Raw genomic sequence first — 21,979 nt, forward strand, 5'->3', positions numbered from 1 at the left:
GGGATGACGACCGCCGTCAGATCTTCCCGCGCTGCTTCAGCCGGCTGAGCGTCTCGGCCGACAGGTTCAGGTACGAGGCCAGTTCCTTCTTCGGGATCCGCTCGAACAGCTCGGGGTGCTTGCGCAGGAACCGCTTGAAGCGGCCCTGCGCGTCGAGCAGGTGCAGCGTGATGGTGTGGCCCATGATTTCGCTCATGTGCTCCATCACCGCGTATTCGAAGGTCTGCTTGAGCCCGTGGTGGCGGTCCAGGAAGGCCACCCAGTCCGGCAGCGGCAGCTTGGCCACCCGCGCCTTGGTGACGCACACGATGCTGTAGGGCGTCGGCGTGCCCAGCCGCCAGGCGGCGTAGCTGGTCTCGATGTCGCGCTCCGCGGAAAAGCGCAGGATCATCTCCTTGGCCTCGTGGTTGGTCACCACCCGCTTGAGGATGCCGTCGAGGATGAAGTACTGCTCCATCTCGTGCACGCCCTGGGTCAGCAGGGCATCGCCCTTCTGGCAATCCAGGATCACCAGCCTGGACTCCAGTTCCGCGGTCTGGCCCGAGTTCATCGCCTTGAGCACGAGGTTCTGCCCCAGCTGGACGCGGATGACATTCCTCTCTGGATGGTTCTGGACGGAGGTGGGGATCATGGAAGCGGCGCGACAGGCGATGGCGGCACGGCAGCAAGCTCGGGGGCCGCCGAATATAACGAAAATTGACCGCGGTCAAGGGTGGAATCGGGCCGGATTCCTATGATAACGCGACGGTGCAAAACGACCCGCCCGGGTCTTCGTTGCTCACTCATCGAAAGAGATTTCCATCATGACCACAGACACCCAGACCGGCGAAACGATCGACGGCTTCCACCTGCTGATCGATGCGCTGAAGCTCAACGGCATCGAGAACATCTACGAAGTGCCCGGCATCCCGATCACCGATTTCACGCGCCTGGCCCAGGCCGCGGGCATGCGTTTGATTTCCTTCCGGCACGAGCAGCATGCCGGCAACGCCGCCGCCGCCGCCGGCTTCCTGACGCAAAAGCCCGGCATCTGCATGACGGTTTCCGCCCCCGGCTTCCTCAACGGCCTGACGGCGCTGACCAACGCCACCACCAACTGCTTCCCGATGATCTTGATCAGTGGCTCGAGCGAGCGCGAGATCGTCGACCTGCAGCAGGGCGACTACGAAGAGATGGACCAGCTGGCCATCGCCAAGCCCCTGTGCAAGGCGGCCTACCGCGTGCTGCACGCGCAGGACATCGGCGTGGGCATCGCGCGTGCGATCCGCTCGGCCGTCTCCGGCCGTCCCGGCGGCGTGTACCTGGACCTGCCGGCCAAGCTGTTTTCGCAGACCATGGACGCCGCCGCCGGCAAGAAGTCGCTGATCAAGGTGGTCGACGCGGCGCCCAAGCAGCTGCCCGGGCCGGAAGCCGTCCAGCGCGCACTCGACCTGCTCAAGGGCGCCAAGCGCCCGCTGATCATCCTGGGCAAGGGCGCTGCCTACGCGCGGGCCGACGCCGACATCCGCACCCTGGTCGAAAAGAGCGGCATCCCCTACCTGCCGATGTCGATGGCCAAGGGCCTGCTGCCTGACACGCACGCGCAATCGGCCTCCGCCACCCGCTCGCACGTGCTGGCCGAAGCCGACGTGGTGATGCTGGTGGGCGCGCGCCTGAACTGGCTGCTGTCGCACGGCAAGGGCAAGACCTGGGGCGGCGACAAGGCCGCCGACCGCAAGTTCATCCAGATCGACATCTCGCCGATCGAGATGGACAGCAACGTGGCAATCGCCGCGCCGCTGGTGGGCGACATCGGCTCCTGCGTCTCCGCGCTGCTGGCCGGCATGGGCAGCAACTGGGCCAAGCCGCCGGCCGAGTGGACCCAGGGCATCGCCGAGCGCAAGGACAAGAACATCTCCAAGATGGCCGAGACGCTGGCGCTGAACCCCAGCCCGATGAACTTCCACAGCGCGCTGAACGTGATCCGCAACCAGGTCAAGGCCCGGCCGGACGCGATCGTCGTCAACGAAGGCGCCAACACGCTGGACTTCGCCCGCTCGATCGTGGACATGTACGAGCCGCGCAAGCGCCTGGACGTCGGCACCTGGGGCATCATGGGCATCGGCATGGGCTTTGCCATCGCCGCCGCCGTGGAAACCGGCAAGCCGGTGATCGCGATCGAGGGCGACAGCGCCTTCGGCTTCTCCGGCATGGAAGTCGAGACCATCTGCCGCTACAACCTGCCGGTGTGCGTGATCGTCTTCAACAACAACGGCATCTACAAGGGCACCGACAAGAACCCGCTGGGCACCGACATGGCGCCCACGCAGTTCGTCAAGGGCGCGAAGTACGAAATGATGATGCAGGCCTTCGGCGGCGTCGGCGTGCAGGCCAACACCCCGGCCGAACTGGAGAAGGCGCTGACCGAGGCCATCAAGTCCGGCAAGCCGACCCTGATCAACGCCATCATCGACGAGAGCGCCGGCACCGAGAGCGGCCGCATCACCAGCCTGAACCCGGCCACCGCCAAGAAGAAGACCGCCTGAACGGCAGTCGCAACTCCCAGTTTTTGAAGGAAAAGAGCACCATGAACAAACCCCTCAACGGCATCAAGATCATCGACTTCACGCACGTGCAGGCCGGCCCGGCATGCACCCAGATGCTGGCCTGGTTCGGCGCCGACGTGATCAAGGTGGAGCGTCCCGGCTCCGGCGACGTCACCCGCACCCAGCTGCAGGACATCCCGAACGTCGACGCGCTGTATTTCACCATGCTCAACAGCAACAAGCGCTCGCTGACGCTGGACACCAAGAAGCCGCAGGGCAAGGAAGTGCTGGAGAAGCTGATCCGCGAATCGGACGTGATGGTGGAAAACTTCGGTCCCGGCGCGCTGGACCGCATGGGCTTCACCTGGGCCCGCATCCAGGAACTGAACCCGAAGATGATCCTGGCATCGGTCAAGGGCTTCTCCGACGGCCACCACTACGAAGACCTGAAGGTCTATGAAAACGTGGCGCAGTGCGCCGGCGGCGCCGCCTCCACCACCGGCTGGTGGAAGGGCGACAACGCCGTGCCGACGATCTCCGCCGCCGCCCTGGGCGACACCAACACCGGCATGCACCTGGCCATCGGCATCCTGACGGCCATCATCGGCCGCCAGCAGACCGGCAAGGGCCAGAAGGTCGCCGTGTCCATGCAGGACAGCGTGATCAACCTGTGCCGCGTCAAGCTGCGCGACCAGCAGCGCCTGGAGCGCCAGGGCTTCCTGGAAGAGTACCCGCAGTACCCGCACGAGATGGAATACTTCAAGGACAAGGTCGTGCCGCGCGGCGGCAACGCCGGCGGCGGCGGCCAGCCGGGCTGGATCCTGAAGTGCAAGGGCTGGCAGACGGACCCCAACGCCTACATCTATTTCACGGTGCAGGGCCACGCCTGGGGCCCGATCTGCGACGCCATCGGCAAGCCGGAATGGAAGACGGACCCGGCCTACACCACGCCCAAGGCCCGCCAGCCGCACATCGACGAGATCTTCGCCACCATCGAGGACTGGCTCAAGGACAAGACCAAGTTCGAGGCCGTCGACGTGCTGCGCAAGTTCGACATCCCCTGCTCGCCGGTGCTGACGATGAAGGAAATCCTGGCCGACGAGTCGCTGCGCGCCAGCGGCACCATCACCGAAGTCAAGCACAAGACCCGCGGCAGCTACCTCACCGTCGGCAGCCCGATCAAGTTCTCGGACATGAAGCCCGAGATCACCGGCTCGCCGCTGCTGGGCGAGCACTCGGACGAAGTGCTGGCCGAGCTGGGCTACAGCGCCGCGCAGATCAAGGAAATGCACGCCAAGGAAGTGATCTGATCCCCGGGGCCTGACGCCCTGTCCCCCCCAAGACGGCGTTCACATTGGGCGCCGTCTTTGTTTGGAGAAGAACATGCAGACGACAATCGATTGCAAGGCGCTGGTGGAGTCCATCGGCGACGCGGTGATCGCCTCCGATCCGTCGGGCGCCATCAACCTGTGGAACCCGGCGGCGACCCGCATGTTCGGGCACACCGAGGCCGAGGCCCTGGGCAAGTCGCTGGACATCATCATTCCGCAGCGCCAGCAGCAGCGCCACTGGGACGGCTACAACAAGACCATGGAAACGGGCATCACCCGCTACGGCAACGACGTGCTGCGGGTGCCGGCGGTGCACAAGGACGGCCACACGCTGTCGATCGCGTTCACCGTGGCCCTGCTGCACTCGCCGGACGGCAAGATCTCCTCCATCGTCGCGGTGGTGCGCGACGAGTCGGCCAAGTTCGCCGAGGACCGGGCGCTCAAGAAGCGCCTGACCGAGCTGGAGATGGCGGCCGCCAAGGCCGGTGGGACAATCACCGGTTGACCGACCAACCCAGGATTTTCCGATGAGCAAAGCGTTAGACGGCGTCCGCATCCTCGACTTCACCCACGTCCAGTCCGGCCCCACCTGCACCCAGCTGCTGGCGTGGTTCGGCGCCGACGTGATCAAGGTCGAACGGGCCGGCGAAGGCGACGCCACCCGCACCCAGCTGCGCGACATTCCCGGCGTGGACAGCCTGTATTTCACGATGCTGAACCACAACAAGCGCTCGATCACCCTGGACATGAAGAAGCCCAAGGGCAAGGAAGTGCTGGACGCGCTGATCCGGACCTGCGACGTGATGGTGGAGAACTTCGCGCCCGGCGCCCTGGATCGCATGGGCATGAGCTGGGAGCACATCCACGCGGTCAACCCGCGCATGATCGTCGCCTCCGTCAAGGGCTTCGGCCCCGGCCCCTACGAGAACCTGAAGGTCTACGAGAACGTGGCGCAATGCGCCGGCGGCTCGGCTTCGACCACCGGCTTCGACGACGGCCCGCCGCTGGTGACGGGCGCGCAGATCGGCGACAGCGGCACCGGCCTGCACCTGGCGCTGGGCATCGTCGCGGCGCTCTACCAGCGCAACACGACGGGCCGCGGCCAGAAGGTGCTGGCGCCGATGCAGGACGCGGTGCTGAACCTGTGCCGCGTCAAGCTGCGCGACCAGCAGCGGCTGGAGCGCACCCACACCATGCACGAATACCCGCAGTACCCGGACGGCAAGTTCGGCGACGCGGTGCCGCGCGCCGGCAACGCCTCCGGCGGCGGCCAGCCCGGCTCGGTGCTCAAGTGCAAGGGCTGGGAGACCGACCCCAACGCCTACATCTACTTCATCACGCAGGAAGCGGTGTGGCCCTCGGTGTGCAAGGTGATCGGCGAGGAAGAGTGGATCGAGGACGAAGCCTACAAGACCGCGTCGGCGCGGCTGCTGCACCTCAAGCCGATCTTCGCCCGCATCGAGCAATGGACCATGACCAAGACCAAGTTCGAGGCCATGGAGATCCTGAACAAGTACGACATTCCCTGCGGCCCGATCCTGTCGATGAAGGAGATCGCGCGCGAACCCGCGCTGCGCGAGACCGGCACCATCGTCGAGGTCGACCATCCCACCCGCGGCAAATACCTCAGCGTTGGCAACCCGATCAAGATGTCCGACAGCCCGACCGAGGTCACGCGCTCGCCCCTGCTGGGCGAGCACACCGACGAAGTGCTGGCCCAGCTGGGCTACAGCGCGGCGGACATCGAGCAGCTGCGCGCCGAACGTGTGATCTGAATCCGAGAACAACAGAAGCAGTCATGAACCATCCCATCATCCCGATCGCCGTGCTGGATGCATCGCGCCAGCGCAAGCGCCAGGCGCCCAAGGGCCGCCGCGTCGACCCGATCGCGCTGGAGCAGGTGCAGCGCCTGCTGGGCGACGCGTCGCGCCAGAGCGACCTGCTGATCGAGCACCTGCACAGGATCCAGGACCAGTACGGCTTCCTGTCGTCGGCCCACCTGGCGGCGCTGGCGCACGAGATGAAGCTGGCCCAGACCGAGGTGTACGAGGTGGCGAGCTTCTACCACCACTTCGACGTGGTGAAGGAAGGCCAGGATGCGCCGGCGCCGCTGACGGTGCGCGTGTGCGAGAGCCTGTCCTGCGAGATGGCCGGCGCCGGCGACCTGCTGGCCCGGCTGCCGACGATCCTCGGGCGGGACGTGCGCGTGATCGGCGCGCCTTGCGTCGGCCGCTGCGAGCAGGCGCCGGTGGCCGTGGTCGGCCAGAACCCGGTGCCCAACGCCACCATCGACAAGGTGGAAGCGACGGTGACGGCGCACGCGGTCAAGCACATCCCCGAGGAATACATCGACCTGGCCGAATACCGCGCGCACGGCGGCTACGAGCTGCTGGCGCAGTGCCTGAACGGCAAGCGCGAAGTGGAGGCGGTGATCAAGGAGATGGAGAACTCCGGCCTGCGCGGCCTGGGCGGCGCCGGCTTTCCGGCCGGCCGCAAGTGGCGCATCGTGCGCGCCGAAGCCGGCCCGCGGCTGATGGCGGTGAACATCGACGAGGGCGAGCCCGGCACCTTCAAGGACCGCGTGTACCTGGAGCGCGATCCGCACCGCTTCCTGGAAGGCATGCTGATCGCCTCCTGGGCCGTCGGCATCGAGAAGATCTACATCTACCTGCGCGACGAATACCACGGCTGCCGCGCGCTGCTGGAGGCGGAACTGGCCAAGCTGCGCGCCGAGCCGGCCATGGCCAACGCGCCGGCCATCGAGCTGCGGCGCGGCGCCGGCGCCTACATCTGCGGCGAGGAGTCCGCGATGATCGAATCGATCGAAGGCAAGCGCGGCATGCCGCGGCTGCGCCCTCCGTATGTGGCGCAGGTCGGCCTGTTCGGCCGGCCGACGCTGGAGCACAACTTCGAGACGCTCTACTGGGTGCGCCAGATCCTGGAGCAAGGCGGCGAGTGGTTCGCCTCGCACGGCACCAACGGCCGCAAGGGCCTGCGCTCGTTCTCGGTCTCCGGGCGGGTGAAGAACCCGGGCGTCAAGCTGGCGCCGGCCGGCATCACCATCCAGCAGCTGATCGACGAGCACTGCGGCGGCATGCAGGACGGCCACAGCTTCTACGCCTACCTGCCCGGCGGCGCCTCGGGCGGCATCCTGCCGGCGACGATGAACCAGATCCCGCTGGACTTCGACACGCTGCAGCCCTATGGCTGCTTCATCGGCTCGGCTGCGGTGATGGTGCTTTCCGACCAGGACACCGCCACCGACGCGGCGCGCAACCTGATGCGCTTCTTCCAGCACGAGTCCTGCGGCCAGTGCACGCCCTGCCGCGTCGGCACGGCCAAGGCATCGGCCATCATCGAACAGCCCAGGTGGAACCTGCCGCTGCTGGCCGACCTGTCGCTGGTGATGCGCGATGCATCGATCTGCGGCCTGGGCCAGGCAGCGCCGAACCCGGTGGACTGCGTGGTGAAGTACTTCCCGCACGAGCTTGTCTAAGGCAGCAACAACAATGAACGCGATTACCCGACAAGAACTGGCGCAGCTGGACGCGCCCGTGGTCAGCTTCGAATTGAACGGCCGCGAGGTGAACGCCCGCGCCAACGAGACGCTGATCCAGATCGCCGACCGCGAAGGGATCGCGATCCCGCGCCTGTGCTATTCCGAAGGCCTGGAGGCGGTGGGCAACTGCCGCTCCTGCATGGTGGAGATCAACGGCGAGCGCGTGCTGGCGCCGTCCTGCTGCCGCTTCCCGACGCAGGGCATGAAGGTCGTCACCGACAGCGAGCGCGCCGTCGCGTCGCAGAAGCTGGTGCTGGAGCTGCTGCTGTCGGACATGCCGGAAAAGGAATACACCCGCCACAACGAGGTGGACGAATGGGCGGCCAGGATCGGCGTCGGCAAGCCCCGCTTCGAGGCGCGCCGCCAGCCGCCGCAAGACCTGACGCACCCCGCCATCGCGGTGAACCTCGACGCCTGCATCCAGTGCACGCGCTGCCTGCGCGCCTGCCGCGACGAGCAGATGAACGACGTGATCGGCCTGGCCTTCCGCGGTGACGACGCCAAGATCGTGTTCGACATGGACGACCCGATGGGCGCATCCACCTGCGTGGCCTGCGGCGAATGCGTGCAGGCCTGCCCCACGGGCGCGCTGATGCCGGCGCGCGACGCGGCACTCGCAGTCCCGGACAAGCAGGTGGAATCGGTCTGCCCGTATTGCGGCGTCGGCTGCCAGCTGACCTATAACGTCAAGGACGACAAGATCCTGTTCGTGGAGGGCCGCGACGGCCCGGCCAACCACGGGCGGCTGTGCGTCAAGGGCCGCTACGGCTTCGACTACGCCCACCATCCGCAGCGCCTGACGGTGCCGCTGATCCGCCGCGCCGACGCGCCCAAGACCGGCGACTTCAGCATGGACCCGGACCGGGTGATGGACATCTTCCGCGAAGCGACCTGGGAAGAAGCGCTGGAGTTCGCCGGCGGCAAGCTGCGCGCCATCCGCGAGCAATACGGCAAGAAGTCGCTGGCCGGCTTCGGCTCGGCCAAGGGCAGCAACGAGGAGGCCTACCTGTTCCAGAAGCTGGTGCGCACCGGCTTCGGCAGCAACAACGTGGACCACTGCACGCGCCTGTGCCACGCATCGTCGGTCGTCGCCCTGCTGGAAGGCATCGGCTCGGGCGCCGTGTCCAACCCGGTGATGGACGTGACCAAGGCCGAAGTGGTGTTCCTGATCGGCGCCAATCCGACGGTCAACCATCCGGTGGCCGCCACCTGGCTGAAGAACGCGATCCGCAACGGCACCAAGCTGATCCTGCTGGACCCGCGCAAGTCGGAGCTGGCGCGCATGGCGCACCGCTCGCTGCAGTTCAAGGCAGACACCGACGTGGCGCTGCTGAACGCGATGATGAACGTGATCGTCACCGAGGGCCTGGTCGACCAGGCCTTCATCGACGACCGCACCACCGGCTACGAGGAACTGAAGAAGAACGTGGAAGGCTACAGCCCCGAGGCGATGGCGCCGATCTGCGGCATCGACGCCGAGGCGATCCGCTACGTCGCCCGCCTGTACGCCACCTCCAAGGCCTCGATGATCCTGTGGGGCATGGGCGTGTCGCAGCACGTGCACGGCACCGACAACGCCCGCTGCCTGATCGCGCTGGCGCTGATGACCGGCCAGATCGGCCGGCCCGGCACCGGCCTGCATCCGCTGCGCGGCCAGAACAACGTGCAGGGCGCGTCCGATGCCGGCCTGATCCCGATGATGTTCCCGGACTACCAGCACGTGACGAACCCGGAAGTGCGGGCGAATTTCGAGAAGGCCTGGCATGTCGCCCCCGGCTCGCTGGACGACAAGCCCGGCCTGACGGTGGTCGAAGTGATGCACGCCATCAAGCACGGCGACATCCGCGGCATGTACGTGATGGGCGAGAACCCGGCGATGTCCGACCCGGATGCCAACCATGCGCGCGAAGCGCTGGCGGCGCTGGACCACCTGGTGGTGCAGGACATCTTCCTGACCGAGACCTGCTACCTGGCGGACGTGATCCTGCCGGCCAGCGCCTTCCCGGAAAAGGACGGCAGCTTCACCAACACCGACCGGCTGGTGCAGATGGGCCGCAAGGCCGTCAACCCGCCAGGCGACGCCCGGCAGGACCTGTGGATCATCCAGGAGATCGCCAACAAGCTGGATTGCGACTGGGACTACAAGCACGTGAGCGAAGTGTTCGACGAGATGCGCCACACCATGCCCAGCATCGGCGGCATCACCTGGGAGCGGCTGGAGCGCGAGCACTCGGTCACCTACCCGTGCGTGCAGGAAGGCGACCCCGGCCAGTCGGTGGTGTTCGTGGAGGACTTCCCGCGCGCGGACGGCAAGGCCCGCTTCGTGCCGGCCGACATCATCCCGGCCAACGAGCGGCCCGACACCGAGTACCCGATGGTGCTGATCACCGGCCGCCAGCTGGAACACTGGCACACCGGCAGCATGACGCGCCGCGCCACGGTGCTGGACGCGCTGGAACCCGATCCGGTGGCGCTGGTGCATCCGCTGGACCTGGCGGCGATGGGCGGCCAGCCGGGCGACGTGATCACGATCGAGTCGCGCCGGGGCGAGGTCTGCCTCTATGCGCGGGCCGACGAGAGCTCGCCGCGCGGCGCGGTGTTCGTGCCCTTCTGCTACTACGAGGCTGCGATCAACCGGCTGACCAATTCGGCGCTGGACCCGTTCGCCAAGATCCCGGAGTTCAAGTACTGCGCGATCCGCGTGAAGGTCGGCGGTGAGCCGCCGGTGCAGGTGAGCTATGGCGGCGGCCAGGCGCTGGAAGACTCACTGAAAGATCGCTGAAGCGATTTTTCAGTGGCTGATCAGTGTGAAGAGGACCGGCAAAGCCGGATCCTCTTCAAAAGCGGAACCGGGCTGCGCGATGCTCCGCCCGCTTCGTCGAATGGGGTCCACCGCGTCCGCGCATGCGCGAAATGGGGTCGGATCCGAATTCAGGACAGCAGCGATGTGGTAGCGCGCGGGGCAACGACGAAATTAGGCTCGGACCCCATTTCGTCCGAACCGGATCCCGTCATCAAGCAGAAGCCGCCGCGCTTCTTCCCGAACCCTTGCACGCCGGGCAGGTGCCGGATGCGAGCTTGCCGCTGCCGCCGCAGCTCGGGCAGACGTTGCCGCCGGTGGACGGCTTGCCGACCGGCAGGTCCAGCGATGCGCCGGGGTCTTCCTCGCCCGCGACCGATTCGCTCAGGTCGACCGGACCGAGGGTGGGAGAAGGCGGGGCCGGCGTGCTCATGGATTCACCATCCTAGGCACGCCCGCCCGCACCGGCTGTAGGACGCTGCCGGTTCTGGCGCCGCCCGGCTCAGGCCGCCTTCTGCAGCGGCATGCGCGACGGATGGCCGGCGAAGTAGTCCATCGCGGCGGCGACGCCGGAGCCGGCCAGCTTGACGCCGGACAGCTTCAACCCCATCTCGCAGCCCGACAGCGCGCCCATCAGCGTCAGGTCGTTGCAGTCGCCCAGGTGGCCGATGCGGAACATCTTGCCCTTGACCTTGCCCAGGCCGGTGCCCAGCGAGCAGTCGAAGCGGTCGTAGATCAGCTTGCGCACGGCGTCGGCGTCCACACCCTCGGGCATCATCACGCCGGTCAGCACCGGCGAGTAGACGGCCGGGTCGGCGCACTGGATCTCCAGGCCCCAGGCCTTGACCGCCGCGCGCACGCCCTCGCCCCAGCGCTGGTGGCGCGCGAACACCGCCGGCAGCCCGCCGTGCTGCGGATCGAGCAGCATGTCGCAGGCTTCGGCCAGGCCGTACAGCAGGTTGGTGTTGGGCGTGTAGGGGAAGTAGCCGGTCTTGTTCATCTCGATGATCTCGTCCCAGGCCCAGAAGGCCTTGGGCAGCTTCGCGGTCCTGCTGGCCTCGATCGCCTTGGGCGACAGCGCGTTGAAGCTGATGCCGGGCGGCAGCATCAGGCCCTTCTGCGAGCCGCTGACCGTCACGTCCACGCCCCACTCGTCGTGCTTGTATTCGGCCGAGGCCAGGCCCGAGATCGAGTCGACCATCAGCAGCGCCGGGTGCCTGGCGGCGTCGATCGCCTTGCGCACGGCCACGATGTTGCTGGTGACGCCAGTGGACGTTTCGTTGTGCACCACGCAGACGGCTCTGATCGCGTGCTGGGTGTCGGCCTTCAGCCGCGCCTCGATCAGGTCGGCCTGCACGCCCTTGCGCCAGCCTTCCAGGCCGGGCAGCGTGAGCACCTCGGGCTTCAGGCCCAGGCGCGTCGCCATCTTGATCCACAGCGAGGCGAAGTGGCCCGTCTCGTACATCAGCACCTGGTCGCCCGGCGACATCACGTTGCACAGCGACGCCTCCCACGCGCCGGTGCCGGACGCCGGATAGATGACGACCGGGTGCCTGGTCTGGAAGATCTGCTGGATGCCGGACAAGCAGCGCATACCCAGCGCGCCGAACTCGGGGCCGCGGTGGTCGATGGTCGGCAGGCTCATCGCCCGCAGGATGCGATCGGGCACCGGCGAGGGGCCGGGGATCTGCAGGAAGTGGCGGCCGGTGGGGTGGAAGTCGAGCGTCAGCATCGGATGGTCTCCTGGGCGATGGGACGGATTTTTGCATACAAAATTCATTTGTCAAGGGCTCCGCAAGCGAGACTTCGGTTTGACGGACGAGCGTTTTGCATACAAAATCGCCGCATGACCGCAGACATCATCTCGATCCCGCGTGCCTCCCTGCACGAGCAGGTGGCCCAGCGCCTGCGCCAGATGCTGGTGGAAAACCGCATCGCACCGGGCGCCAAGCTCAACGAGCGCGAGCTGGCCGAGGTGCTGCAGGTCTCGCGCACGCCGCTGCGCGAAGCGATCAAGATGCTGGCGGCCGAGGGCCTGGTGGAACTGCTGCCCAACCGCGGCGCCATCGCCGTCGAACTCACCGAGGCCGACGTGCTCAACACCTTCGAGGTGATGGCGGGGCTGGAAGCGCTGTCGGGCGAACTGGCGGCGCAGCGCATCACGGAGGCCGAACTGGCCGAGATCCGCGCCATGCATTTCGAGATGCTGGCGGCCTACACCCGGCGCGACCTGCCGGCCTATTACCGGCTCAATGCGCAGATCCACGGCGCCATCAACGCCGCCGCCAAGAACCCGGTGCTCAGCGCCACCTACAACCAGGTCAACGCGCGGCTGCAGGCGCTGCGCTTTCGCTCCAACCAGGACGAGGCCAAGTGGAAGCAGGCGATGGCGGAGCACGACCGCATGATCGACGCGCTCGGCAAGCGCGACCCCGCGGCGATGCGCAAGGTGCTGGCGGCCCACCTGGACCACAAGCGCGACGTCGTCGTCGACCAGTTGCGCCGCGCCAGCAAGCTGGCGGCCGGAGCGGCGCGATGAACGCACCGCTGCCCCTGGAGGTGGCGCGCGGCGCGCCGTTCCAGGCCTACGACGCGGTGGCCGGCGCCAGCAACGAAGTGGCCGGCCGGCTGGCCCAGCGGCTGGCCACCGAGACGCAGGGCGAGGTGCTGTTCTCGCCGGCCGACCGCGGCCGCTATTCCACCGATGCCTCGATCTACCAGGTGACGCCGATCGGCGTGTTCGTGCCGCGCCATGCCGACGAAGTGAAGATCGCCATCGACATCTGCCGCGAGCTGAAGGTGCCGATCGTGCCGCGCGGCGGCGGCACCAGCCAGTGCGGCCAGACGGTGGGCGCCGGCCTGGTGATCGACCACTCCAGGCACGTGCGCAGCATCCTGAGCTTCGATGCGGAGAAGCGCACCGCGCTGGTGGAGCCCGGGATCGTGCTGGACCACCTGAACCTGGGGCTGAAGAAGGCCGGGCTCTGGTATCCGGTGGACGTCTCCACCAGCGCGCAGGCCACGCTGGGCGGGATGGCCGGCAACAACTCCTGCGGCAGCCGCAGCATCGCCTACGGCAACATGGTGCACAACGTGCTGGGCGCGCAGGCCTGGACGGCCGACGGCCAGCTGCACGACTTCGGGCTGTTCGAGCAGAGCAGCGGCCGGGCGCGCGAGATCGGCGAGCGGGTGCGGCAGATGGCGATCGAGCTGGCGCCGCAGATCGACGCCAACTGGCCCAAGGTGCTGCGGCGCGTGGCCGGCTACAACCTGGACATCTTCCGCAACCAGAGCGAGCGGCCCTACACCAGCGACGGCTCGGTCAACCTGGCCCACCTGTTGATCGGCAGCGAAGGCACGCTGGCCCTGACCAGGTCCCTCATGCTGCAGCTGGCGGAACTGCCCCGGGCCAAGGTGCTGGGCGTGGTGAACTTCCCCACCTTCTACCAGGCGATGGATTCGGCGCAGCACATCGTCAAGCTGGGCGACGGAACGCTGACGGCAGTGGAACTGGTGGACCGCACCATGATCGACCTGGCGCTGCAGAACCCGGCCTTCGCGCCGGTGGTGCGCACCGCGCTGACGGGTTCGCCCGCGGCGATCCTGCTGGTGGAGTTCTCCGGCGCCAGCCGCGCCGAGCTGGAACCGAAGCTCGCGCAGCTGGAGGAGCTGATGGGCGACCTCGGCCTGCCCGGCTCGGTGGTCAGGATGGCGGACGAAGCGCCGCAGAAGAACCTGTGGGAAGTCCGCAAGGCGGGCCTGAACATCATGATGAGCCTCAAGGGCGACGGCAAGCCGGTCAGCTTCATCGAGGACTGCGCGGTGCCGCTGGAGCACCTGGCCGAGTACACCGATTCGCTGACGCAGGTGTTCCGCAAGCATGGCAGCAAGGGCACCTGGTATGCCCACGCGTCGGTGGGCACGCTGCACGTGCGGCCGATCCTGGACATGCGGCGCGAGGGCGCGGCCAAGATGCGCGCGATCGCCGAGGAGGCGTCCGAGCTGGTGCGCAAGCACAAGGGCGCCTACAGCGGCGAGCACGGCGACGGCCTGTGCCGCGGCGAGTGGATCGAGTGGCAGTTCGGCCCGCAGATCAACGAGGCGTTCCGCCGCATCAAGCAGCTGTTCGACCCCGCCGCCCTGCTCAGCCCGCAGCGCATCGTCGACGCGCCGAAGATGGACGACACCCGCCTGATGCGCTTTCCGCCGTCCTACCGCGTGATCCCGCTGGCGCCGGTGCTGGACTGGACGCCATGGGACGTGCAGAACAACCCCGCCACCGAGGAGATCGGCGCGCCCGGCAGCGGCGGCGACCCGGCGCACGGCTTCGCCAAGGCGGTGGAGATGTGCAACAACAACGGCCACTGCCGCAAGTTCGACGCCGGCACCATGTGCCCGAGCTACCGGGTGACGCGCGACGAGAAGCACCTCACGCGCGGCCGCGCCAACACGCTGCGCCTGGCGCTGTCCGGCCAGCTGGGCGCCGACGGCATCGCCAGCCAGGAAGTGCGCGACGCGCTGGACCTGTGCGTGGGCTGCAAGGGCTGCAAGCGCGACTGCCCCACCGGCGTCGACATGGCCAAGATGAAGGTGGAATTCCTCCACCACTACAAGGCCAGGCACGGCTTCACGCTGAAGGACCGGCTGGTCGGACGGCTGCCCGATTACGCGCACCTCGCGGCCCGCTTCGCCGGCCTCGTGAACAGGCGCAACGCCAGTCCGCTGATGAAGCGCCTGGGCGAAAGGCTGGCCGGCTTGTCCGCCCGGCGCAGCCTGCCGCAGTGGAAACAGCAGCATTTCTTCAACACCGCCCACGCCGGCGCGACGCGCGCGCAGGCGCTGTCCGCGGCCAACGCCGTGGTGCTGTTCGTCGACACCTTCAACGGCTACTTCGAGTCCGACAATGCCGCGGCCGCCCTGCGGGTGCTGCAGGCGGCCGGTTACCTGGTGCACGTGGCAAGCAAGGAGCGGCCCGACGGCAGGCACCTGTGCTGCGGCCGGACCTACCTGTCCAGCGGCATGGTGGACCAGGCCAAGGCCAAGGCCGCCGAGCTGGTGCAGTCGCTGCTGCCCTTCGCCCGCCGGGGCGTCGCCATCGTCGGCCTGGAGCCGTCGTGCCTGCTCACGTTGCGCGACGAGGCGCTGGCCATGGGCCTGGGCGAAGCGGCGCAGGCCGTGGCCGGCCAGGCGCTGCTGTTCGAGGAATTCCTGGCGCGCGAAGCGAAGGCCGGCCGGCTGGAGCCGCTGAAGGCGCGGCTGGCGCCGCTGGACAAGCGCGTCCTGCTGCACGGGCACTGCCACCAGAAGGCGTTCGGGGCCGTCTCGCCGGTAATGGAGGTGCTCAGGCTGGTCCCGGGCGTGGAGCCCGAACTGATCGACAGCAGCTGCTGCGGCATGGCCGGTAGCTTCGGCTACGAAGCCGACCATTACGACGTGTCGATGCAGATGGCGGAACTGAACCTGCTGCCGGCGGTTCGCAAGTATCCCGGTGCGATCGTGGTGGCGGACGGCACCAGCTGCCGGCACCAGATCCAGGACGGCGCGGACCGGCCGGCGGTGCACGCGGCGGTGTTGCTTGCGCGTCAGCTGGCGGCTTGAGCTGGCGTCACAATGGCACCATGGCACAGCCCCTGATCCGACCCGCCCTGCCCGCCGACGAAGCCGCCTGGCGCAAGCTGTGGCAGGGCTACTGCGACTTCTACGGCGCCCAGGTGTCCGAGGCCGTTACCACCCGCACCTGGGGCCGCATCCTGGATCCCGATTCCGGCGTGCTGTGCATCGTCGCCGAAGTGGAAGGCCAGGTCTACGGCTTCGCCAACTGCGTGATCCACGAGAACACCTGGGAGCTGCAGCCGGTGTGCTACCTGGAAGACCTGTACGTGCTGCCCTCGGCCCGCGGCCGCGGCATCGGCAAGGCGCTGATGGAGTGGCTGCGCAATGCGATGCGCGCCGAGGGCTGGGCCCGCCTGTACTGGGTCACGGCGCAGGACAACGTCGCGGCCCGCGCCCTGTACGACCAGTTCACGCCGGTGGACGGCTTCGTGCGCTACGTCCTCAAGCACAAGTAGCTGCTCATTCGGCGGCCGCCAGGCCGGCGTCCCCGCCGCCGGACAGGCCCACGCCGTGGCGGGCGAGATAGTCCACGATCAATTGCCGGATGACTTCCGACGAACTCAGGTCCTGGGCGGAGCATGCGGCTTCGAACGCCGCCTTGTTCGCCGGGTCGATGAGAACAACCAGTCTTGCCTTGTCTTCCATTCCTGCCCTTGCACTTGCGCTGTTTCGATGACGCAATGGTGCAGGCCGCGGTGTGCGCCCCGGGTAGTGAATGGTCCGATACCTGGCTCGGCAGACTTCCCCGCCTCCAGTGCCGCAAGCGCCCTGTCGTCTGTCGGAAGGCGCCGATGGGAAGGGTCGGAACCGTCCTGCGCGCGCTGCCATAATGCGGGTCCCCGCAGCTGTCGACGTCCGCGCGTCAGCGTCCTGCAAGCTCCCAGGAAGCAGTGAGATGGCCAACACGAAGATGACAGGTTTTGCGCAGCGGCTGGGCCCCGGCCTGATCACCGGCGCCGCCGACGACGACCCGAGCGGCATCGCCACCTATTCCCAGGCCGGCTCCCAGTTCCGCTTCGGGCTGGTCTGGACCCTGCTGCTGACGACGCCCCTGATGATCGGCATCCAGATGCTGTCGGCGCGCATCGGCTGGGTCACCGAACAGGGGCTGGCGGCCAACATCGCCAAGGTCTGCCCGCGCTGGGTGACGCTGGTGCTGATCGGCCTGCTGGTGGTCGCCAACACGATCAACATCGCGGCCGACATCGGCGCGATGGCCGACGCGGTGCGCCTGCTCGCGGGCGGCTCGCAGGCGCTCTACATCGTGGGCTTCGGCGCGCTCTGCGTGCTGGGTCAGGTCTACTTTTCCTACGAGCGCACCGTCCGCGTGCTCAAGTGGCTCACCCTGGCGCTGTTCTCGTACGTGGCCGTCATCCTCTCGGTGCAGGTGCCGTGGCGCGAAGCGATGCGCGAAAGCGTGCAGCCCTGGGCCTTCATGCCCCCGGACGTCAAGGTGGGCGACTACGCAAGCATGGTGGTCGCCGTGCTGGGAACGACCATCAGCCCGTACCTGTTCTTCTGGCAGGCGTCGCAGGAAGTCGAGGAGAACCACCGCCGGCCCGAGGCCGCCGCCCTGCGCGGCAACCCGGCGTATGCGGCGGAGCACCTGTCGCGCATCAAGGAGGACACGCATGTGGGCATGCTGTTCTCCAACCTCGTCGCGCTGTGCATCGTGGTGGCGACGGCCGTCACGCTCAATCACGCCGGCGTCGCCAGCATCCAGACCTCGGCGCAGGCGGCGCAAGCGCTGCGGCCGGTGGCCGGCGAATTCGCGTTCGCGCTGTTCGCGCTCGGCATCATCGGCACCGGCCTGCTGGCGGTGCCGGTGCTGGCCGGCTCGGCCGCCTATGCGGTCAGCGAGGTGTTCGGCTGGAAGGCCGGGCTCTCGCACGGCTTTCACGAAGCGCGCGGCTTCTACATCATCATCGTGGCCGCCACCGCGATCGGAACGCTGATGAGCGTGTTCGAGCTGGACCCGATGAAGGCGCTGGTCTGGAGCGCGATCGTCAACGGCGTGATCTCGGTGCCGATCATGGTCGTGATGATGTGGATCGGCCAGTCGCCGCGCATCATGGGCGAGCTCACCATCAGCCGGCGGCACCGGTTCTTCGGCTGGGCCGCCACCGGCGTGATGGCGGTGGCGGTCGCCGTGATGCTGGTGACCTAAAGCCGGAGCGCGTCCGGCGTCCAAGTCCGGAAACAATTGAAGGCGTTCCACCCCATCCACAGGGACATGGGGTTGGGACGCGCGGCCCTTCTCGGCGAGAAGGGTTGCGGGTTCAGTCACCTCCCGTTCTCCTCGACTGCCTCGGCCAGCTGCATCCGGTAGGACGGGCCGTTCTCCTTCACGACAACACGAAGGAGGACTTCAGCTAGCGCGCAGCCGCACCGCCAGAGTCGACTGCGACCTTGACCCACTCGTTCCTCACACGCCGCCAAGCTGCATCAGTCGTTGCCCTTTGCTGCACATCATCGTTTGCCCTGGCTGGTCAGACCGCGACCTCTGCGCCCACCCTTACCGGCGACGCCGCTTGTGCACTCCAGTGGGTCACCGCACGTCGGGACAACCGCGACCGCGCGTTTGCCATCGTTGACAAGAAGGAAGGCAAGATTTACGTCTTTGACCGCAAGGGACGTCTGGCGGGTACGTCGCCGGCTCTGGTCGGAAAATCGTCGGGCGACATGGACGAACCAGGGGTGGGCCATCTTGAGGTGTCTCAGCTCACGACGGAGCAGCGCAAGACCCCCGCAGGGCGCTTCAACTCTCTCCCCGCAGCGGACCACGCGGCAGAAATCATCTGGTTCGACTATGACGCGGGACTTGCCATTCATCAGCTGGCAAGTGACAGCACCTACGTGCCCCGGATGTCTCGACTTCGGTCGCCGGACCCAGCTGGGCGTCGCATCACCGCGGGATGCGTTGCAGTTCCGGTGGAATTCTTTGCAAAGATCGTTCGGCCGGTTCTCGGGGCCCGCGCCGGGGTGGTTTACGTCCTACCGGATACCCTGCCCATCAACGACTTCTTTCCTGCCGGCTGAGTGGCTGGCGTGGACGGTCGTGCACTGTCGTTGGATTGGCCAAGCCACCGCACGCCCGCGGCTTGATGTGGGCCGAAGGTGTTGCAAGCCCCCAAGAACGAAGACTGTGCACGATTGCACAGTCCACTCGAACTCGTGACATCCGGCCGTCCCGCGTGCTGCGTAAGGGTTGGGTCTCCACCAACCACCATGAAGGACTCACTCCGTGAAAACCAGTACCGCCACCCAGCTGCTCTCCATCATCGCCTTGGCCTTCTTGTCCGCCGCCGGCGCGCATGCCGACGAAGCCGACACTTCGCAATTTGGAATCAGATTCAACTCCACCCGCTCGGCGGCCGAAGTCGCGACCGAAGCGCACATGGCCCCGCACATCACGAACGGTGGCACGGGCTTCATCGGCGTGACCCGGTCCGGCGTGACGCCGGCCGCGGTCCGGGCCCAGACCCTCGCGGCCCTGCGTGCGGGGACCGTGCCCCACGGTGAAGCCGCCGCGATGTAGTTTCCGCGGTCATCGGGTAGGCGGGCAGTACTCGCTTACCTGCACGCTGACCTCCACTACCTCCGCCCCGCCCGCGCACACGCTTCTTTCCTCACCGCTTCAGGCGAACAGCGCCTTGTGCTCCTCGCGCAGCAGGTTCTTCTGCACCTTGCCCATCGTGTTGCGCGGCAGCTCGCCGACCACGAAGCAGCGCTTGGGGATCTTGAAGTTCGCCAGCCGGCTTTTCAGCTGCGCGATCACGGCGTCGCCGTCCACGCTGGCGCCCGGCTTGGGGATCACCACCGCCACCCCGACCTCGCCGAAGTCCGGATGCGGCACGCCCACCAGCGCGCTCTCGGCCACGCCGGGCAGCTCGTTGATGTAGCCCTCGATCTCCGCCGGGTAGACGTTGTAGCCGCCGCTGATGATCAGGTCCTTGCTGCGGCCGACGATGTGCACGTAGCCGCGCTCGTCGACCTTGCCGACGTCGCCAGTCTTGAACCAGCCGTCGCCGGTGAACTCCTCGCGCGTCTTCTCCGGCATGCGCCAGTAGCCCCTGAACACGTTCGGGCCCCGGACCTGGATCGCGCCGATCTGGCCGGCCGGCAGTTCCTTGCCGTCCTCGCCTGCCACGCGCAGGCCGACGCCCGGCAGCGGAAAGCCCACCGTGCCGGCGCGCCGCTCGCCCTGCTCCGGGTGGTACGGGTTGGACGTGAGCATGACGGTCTCGCTCATGCCGTAGCGTTCCAGGATCGCCTGGCCGGTGCGCTCCTTCCATGCGTTGAAGGTCTCCGGCAGCAGCGGCGCCGAGCCGGCGATGAACAGCCGCATGGTCTTGGTGGCTTCCCGCGTCAGCGCGGGCTCGGCCAGCATCCGCACATACAGCGTCGGCACGCCCATGAACACGGTGGCCTCGCGCATCTTCGCGATCACCAGCTTCGGCTCGAACCTGGCCAGCCAGATCATCTTGCTGCCGTTGATCAGCGCGCCATGGATGGCGACGAACAGGCCGTGCACGTGGAAGATCGGCAGCGCGTGGATCAGCACGTCGCCCGGCTGCCAGCCCCAGTAGTCCTTCAGCACGCGCGCGTTCGACAGCAGGTTGCCGTGCGTGAGCATCGCGCCCTTGCTGCGGCCGGTGGTTCCGCTGGTGTACAGGATGGCCGCCAGGTCGTCGGCCGAGCGCGGCACCACCTGCTGCCGGTCGCCGTGGTGCGCGGCGCGCTCCAGCAGCGAGCCGGTGCGGTCCTCGTTCAGGGTGAAGACGTGGCGGGTGCCGGCCTTGAAGGCGATCTTGCTGACCCAGCCGAAGTTGCGCCCGCTGCAGACCACCACCGAGGGTTCGGCGTCGCCGACGAAGTACTCGATCTCGGCGCTCTGGTAGGCCGTGTTCAACGGCAGGAACACATAGCCGGCGCGCAGCGTCGCCAGGTACAGCAGCATCGCCTCGACCGATTTTTCCACCTGCACGGCGATCCGGGCACCGGCGGGCAGGCCCAGCGACTGCAGCAGGTTGGCCAGCATCGCGCTGGCGCGCTCCAGGTCGCTCCACGAATAGACCAGGCCGTCCGCGGTTTCCACCGCGGCGGACTGCAGGTCGGACGGGAACGCGCCGCGCAGGGCGGCGTAGAGGTTGTCGCTGGCCATCAGTCCAGGGTGGCGCCGGACGCCTTGACCACGCCGGACCAGCGCCTGATCTCGTCGTGCACCAGCGCGCCGAACTGCTGCTGGCTCAGGTCGGGAAAATCGGCGCCGTTGTTGGCCCAGATCGCCTTCATCTCGGGCGAATTGACCGCCTTGCGCAGTTCGTCGGCGATCCGCGCCGTCACGTCCGGCGGCGTGCCCTTGGGCGCCCAGATGCCGTACCAGGTGGTGACGGTGTAATCGGGCAGGCCCACTTCCGCGGCGCAGGGCACGTCCGGAAAGGCCGGGTTGCGCTGCTTGCCCGCCATCATCAGCGCCTTGATGCGGCCGCTCTTGATGTGGGCCGACGACGAGCCCAGGCCGTCGAACATCATGTCCACGTTGCCCGAGATCAGGTCCTGCAGCGCCGGGCCGGCGCCGCGGTACGGGATGTGGGTGATGAAGGTCTTGGTCTGCTGCTTGAACAGCTCGCCGGCCAGGTGGTGCGAGGTGCCGCTGCCGGCCGAGCCGTAGTTGTACTTGCCCGGGTTCTTGCGCACCAGCGCCAGGAAGGACTTGAAATCGGGCGCGTCGATCCGCTTGGGATTGACCACCAGCACCTGCGGCACCCGTGCCACCAGGCTGATCGGGACGAAGTCCCGCTCCAGGTCGTAATCGAGCTTGGGATACATCGACGGCGCGATCGTGTGGTGCACGGCGCCCATGAACAGCGTGTAGCCGTCCGGCGCGGCGCGCGAGGCGACGCTGGCGCCGACGGTGCCGCCGGCCCCGCCCTTGTTGTCGATCACCAGCTGCTTGCCGGTCTGCTTGGTGAACTGCGCGGCCATCGGCCGCGCGAAGGCGTCGGTGCCGCCGCCGGCCGGGAACGGCACCACCAGCATCACCGGCTTGGCCGGCCAGTTGCTCTGCGCCCATGCCGGGGCGGCCAATGCGGCCGCGCCCGCGGCCGCTGCGCCAAGAACCTGGCGGCGGTTGATGTCACTCCTCATC

The 21,979-nt window shown here is 67.6% G+C and carries 18 protein-coding genes; 12 read left to right on the forward strand and 6 right to left on the reverse strand.

What is annotated here, in order from left to right:
- Window positions 1–16: 16 nt before the first annotated feature.
- Window positions 17–631, reverse strand: a complete 615-nt coding sequence (locus ACFPOE_RS09250) for a Crp/Fnr family transcriptional regulator (protein WP_376849796.1) — start codon at window positions 629–631, stop codon at window positions 17–19.
- Between the two features lie 172 nt (window positions 632–803).
- Between ACFPOE_RS09250 and oxc the strand changes: the two genes are divergently transcribed.
- The 6 genes from oxc to fdhF all read left to right on the forward strand — a co-directional run bounded on the left by oxc (window position 804) and on the right by fdhF (window position 10,197).
- Window positions 804–2,525: an oxalyl-CoA decarboxylase gene (oxc, locus tag ACFPOE_RS09255; RefSeq protein WP_376849797.1), complete on the forward strand. Its 1,722-nt coding sequence runs from the start codon at window positions 804–806 to the stop codon at window positions 2,523–2,525.
- 41 nt (window positions 2,526–2,566) lie between these two features.
- Window positions 2,567–3,835, forward strand: a complete 1,269-nt coding sequence (gene frc / locus ACFPOE_RS09260) for a formyl-CoA transferase (RefSeq protein WP_376849798.1) — start codon at window positions 2,567–2,569, stop codon at window positions 3,833–3,835.
- Window positions 3,836–3,908: 73 nt separating this feature from the next.
- On the forward strand, window positions 3,909–4,361 hold the full coding sequence (locus tag ACFPOE_RS09265) for a PAS domain-containing protein (RefSeq protein ID WP_376849799.1): 453 nt from the start codon (window positions 3,909–3,911) through the stop codon (window positions 4,359–4,361).
- 22 nt (window positions 4,362–4,383) lie between these two features.
- Window positions 4,384–5,631, forward strand: coding sequence for a formyl-CoA transferase (gene frc / locus ACFPOE_RS09270; RefSeq protein WP_376849800.1), 1,248 nt, complete (start codon window positions 4,384–4,386; stop codon window positions 5,629–5,631).
- 23 nt (window positions 5,632–5,654) lie between these two features.
- Window positions 5,655–7,352, forward strand: a complete 1,698-nt coding sequence (locus ACFPOE_RS09275) for an NAD(P)H-dependent oxidoreductase subunit E (protein ID WP_376849801.1) — start codon at window positions 5,655–5,657, stop codon at window positions 7,350–7,352.
- 13 nt (window positions 7,353–7,365) lie between these two features.
- On the forward strand, window positions 7,366–10,197 hold the full coding sequence (gene fdhF / locus ACFPOE_RS09280; protein ID WP_376849802.1) for a formate dehydrogenase subunit alpha: 2,832 nt from the start codon (window positions 7,366–7,368) through the stop codon (window positions 10,195–10,197).
- 232 nt (window positions 10,198–10,429) lie between these two features.
- Here the strand turns inward: fdhF and ACFPOE_RS09285 are convergent, their stop codons facing one another.
- Both ACFPOE_RS09285 and ACFPOE_RS09290 read right to left on the reverse strand, forming a co-directional pair.
- On the reverse strand, window positions 10,430–10,648 hold the full coding sequence (locus ACFPOE_RS09285) for a hypothetical protein (protein WP_376849803.1): 219 nt from the start codon (window positions 10,646–10,648) through the stop codon (window positions 10,430–10,432).
- Between the two features lie 69 nt (window positions 10,649–10,717).
- Window positions 10,718–11,947, reverse strand: coding sequence for a pyridoxal-phosphate-dependent aminotransferase family protein (locus ACFPOE_RS09290; protein WP_376849804.1), 1,230 nt, complete (start codon window positions 11,945–11,947; stop codon window positions 10,718–10,720).
- A gap of 114 nt (window positions 11,948–12,061) precedes the next feature.
- On the opposite strand from ACFPOE_RS09290, the gene ACFPOE_RS09295 reads away from it, so the two are divergent.
- The 3 genes from ACFPOE_RS09295 to ACFPOE_RS09305 are packed head-to-tail and all read left to right on the forward strand — an operon-like array spanning window position 12,062 to window position 16,283.
- A complete protein-coding gene (locus ACFPOE_RS09295; RefSeq protein ID WP_376849805.1) occupies window positions 12,062–12,754 on the forward strand; it encodes a GntR family transcriptional regulator in 693 nt (230 codons plus the stop codon).
- Window positions 12,751–15,813 (forward strand): FAD-binding and (Fe-S)-binding domain-containing protein, encoded by a 3,063-nt coding sequence (locus ACFPOE_RS09300; RefSeq protein WP_376849806.1) that lies wholly within the window; start codon window positions 12,751–12,753, stop codon window positions 15,811–15,813. Before ACFPOE_RS09295 ends, ACFPOE_RS09300 begins: the two co-directional genes overlap by 4 nt.
- A 20-nt stretch (window positions 15,814–15,833) precedes the next feature.
- Window positions 15,834–16,283, forward strand: coding sequence for a GNAT family N-acetyltransferase (locus tag ACFPOE_RS09305; protein WP_376849807.1), 450 nt, complete (start codon window positions 15,834–15,836; stop codon window positions 16,281–16,283).
- 4 nt (window positions 16,284–16,287) lie between these two features.
- Here the strand turns inward: ACFPOE_RS09305 and ACFPOE_RS09310 are convergent, their stop codons facing one another.
- Window positions 16,288–16,473 (reverse strand): CopG family transcriptional regulator, encoded by a 186-nt coding sequence (locus tag ACFPOE_RS09310; protein WP_376849808.1) that lies wholly within the window; start codon window positions 16,471–16,473, stop codon window positions 16,288–16,290.
- Window positions 16,474–16,723: 250 nt separating this feature from the next.
- Between ACFPOE_RS09310 and ACFPOE_RS09315 the strand changes: the two genes are divergently transcribed.
- From ACFPOE_RS09315 to ACFPOE_RS09325, 3 genes are all read left to right on the forward strand, one after another.
- The gene (locus tag ACFPOE_RS09315) at window positions 16,724–17,995 is read left to right on the forward strand and encodes an NRAMP family divalent metal transporter (protein WP_376849809.1); all 1,272 of its coding nucleotides are present in this window, start codon (window positions 16,724–16,726) and stop codon (window positions 17,993–17,995) included.
- Window positions 17,996–18,237: 242 nt separating this feature from the next.
- The gene (locus ACFPOE_RS09320) at window positions 18,238–18,867 is read left to right on the forward strand and encodes a L,D-transpeptidase family protein (protein WP_376849810.1); all 630 of its coding nucleotides are present in this window, start codon (window positions 18,238–18,240) and stop codon (window positions 18,865–18,867) included.
- A 205-nt stretch (window positions 18,868–19,072) separates the two neighbouring features.
- Window positions 19,073–19,366, forward strand: coding sequence for a DUF4148 domain-containing protein (locus ACFPOE_RS09325; RefSeq protein WP_376849811.1), 294 nt, complete (start codon window positions 19,073–19,075; stop codon window positions 19,364–19,366).
- 99 nt (window positions 19,367–19,465) lie between these two features.
- Here the strand turns inward: ACFPOE_RS09325 and ACFPOE_RS09330 are convergent, their stop codons facing one another.
- A complete protein-coding gene (locus ACFPOE_RS09330; RefSeq protein ID WP_376849812.1) occupies window positions 19,466–20,992 on the reverse strand; it encodes a malonate--CoA ligase in 1,527 nt (508 codons plus the stop codon).
- A complete protein-coding gene (locus ACFPOE_RS09335; RefSeq protein WP_376849813.1) occupies window positions 20,992–21,978 on the reverse strand; it encodes a Bug family tripartite tricarboxylate transporter substrate binding protein in 987 nt (328 codons plus the stop codon). Before ACFPOE_RS09335 ends, ACFPOE_RS09330 begins: the two co-directional genes overlap by 1 nt.
- Window position 21,979: the final 1 nt, after the last annotated feature.

Source organism: Caenimonas terrae (assembly GCF_042655405.1).
Taxonomy (GTDB): domain Bacteria; phylum Pseudomonadota; class Gammaproteobacteria; order Burkholderiales; family Burkholderiaceae_C; genus Ramlibacter; species Ramlibacter terrae_A.

Coding starts and splice junctions, on each gene's coding strand:
- ACFPOE_RS09250 (WP_376849796.1), bottom strand. CDS start 631: ATGATCCCCACCTCCGTCCAGAACCATCCAGAGAGGAATGTCATCCGC.
- oxc (WP_376849797.1), top strand. CDS start 804: ATGACCACAGACACCCAGACCGGCGAAACGATCGACGGCTTCCACCTG.
- frc (WP_376849798.1), top strand. CDS start 2,567: ATGAACAAACCCCTCAACGGCATCAAGATCATCGACTTCACGCACGTG.
- ACFPOE_RS09265 (WP_376849799.1), top strand. CDS start 3,909: ATGCAGACGACAATCGATTGCAAGGCGCTGGTGGAGTCCATCGGCGAC.
- frc (WP_376849800.1), top strand. CDS start 4,384: ATGAGCAAAGCGTTAGACGGCGTCCGCATCCTCGACTTCACCCACGTC.
- ACFPOE_RS09275 (WP_376849801.1), top strand. CDS start 5,655: ATGAACCATCCCATCATCCCGATCGCCGTGCTGGATGCATCGCGCCAG.
- fdhF (WP_376849802.1), top strand. CDS start 7,366: ATGAACGCGATTACCCGACAAGAACTGGCGCAGCTGGACGCGCCCGTG.
- ACFPOE_RS09285 (WP_376849803.1), bottom strand. CDS start 10,648: ATGAGCACGCCGGCCCCGCCTTCTCCCACCCTCGGTCCGGTCGACCTG.
- ACFPOE_RS09290 (WP_376849804.1), bottom strand. CDS start 11,947: ATGCTGACGCTCGACTTCCACCCCACCGGCCGCCACTTCCTGCAGATC.
- ACFPOE_RS09295 (WP_376849805.1), top strand. CDS start 12,062: ATGACCGCAGACATCATCTCGATCCCGCGTGCCTCCCTGCACGAGCAG.
- ACFPOE_RS09300 (WP_376849806.1), top strand. CDS start 12,751: ATGAACGCACCGCTGCCCCTGGAGGTGGCGCGCGGCGCGCCGTTCCAG.
- ACFPOE_RS09305 (WP_376849807.1), top strand. CDS start 15,834: ATGGCACAGCCCCTGATCCGACCCGCCCTGCCCGCCGACGAAGCCGCC.
- ACFPOE_RS09310 (WP_376849808.1), bottom strand. CDS start 16,473: ATGGAAGACAAGGCAAGACTGGTTGTTCTCATCGACCCGGCGAACAAG.
- ACFPOE_RS09315 (WP_376849809.1), top strand. CDS start 16,724: ATGGCCAACACGAAGATGACAGGTTTTGCGCAGCGGCTGGGCCCCGGC.
- ACFPOE_RS09330 (WP_376849812.1), bottom strand. CDS start 20,992: ATGGCCAGCGACAACCTCTACGCCGCCCTGCGCGGCGCGTTCCCGTCC.
- ACFPOE_RS09335 (WP_376849813.1), bottom strand. CDS start 21,978: ATGAGGAGTGACATCAACCGCCGCCAGGTTCTTGGCGCAGCGGCCGCG.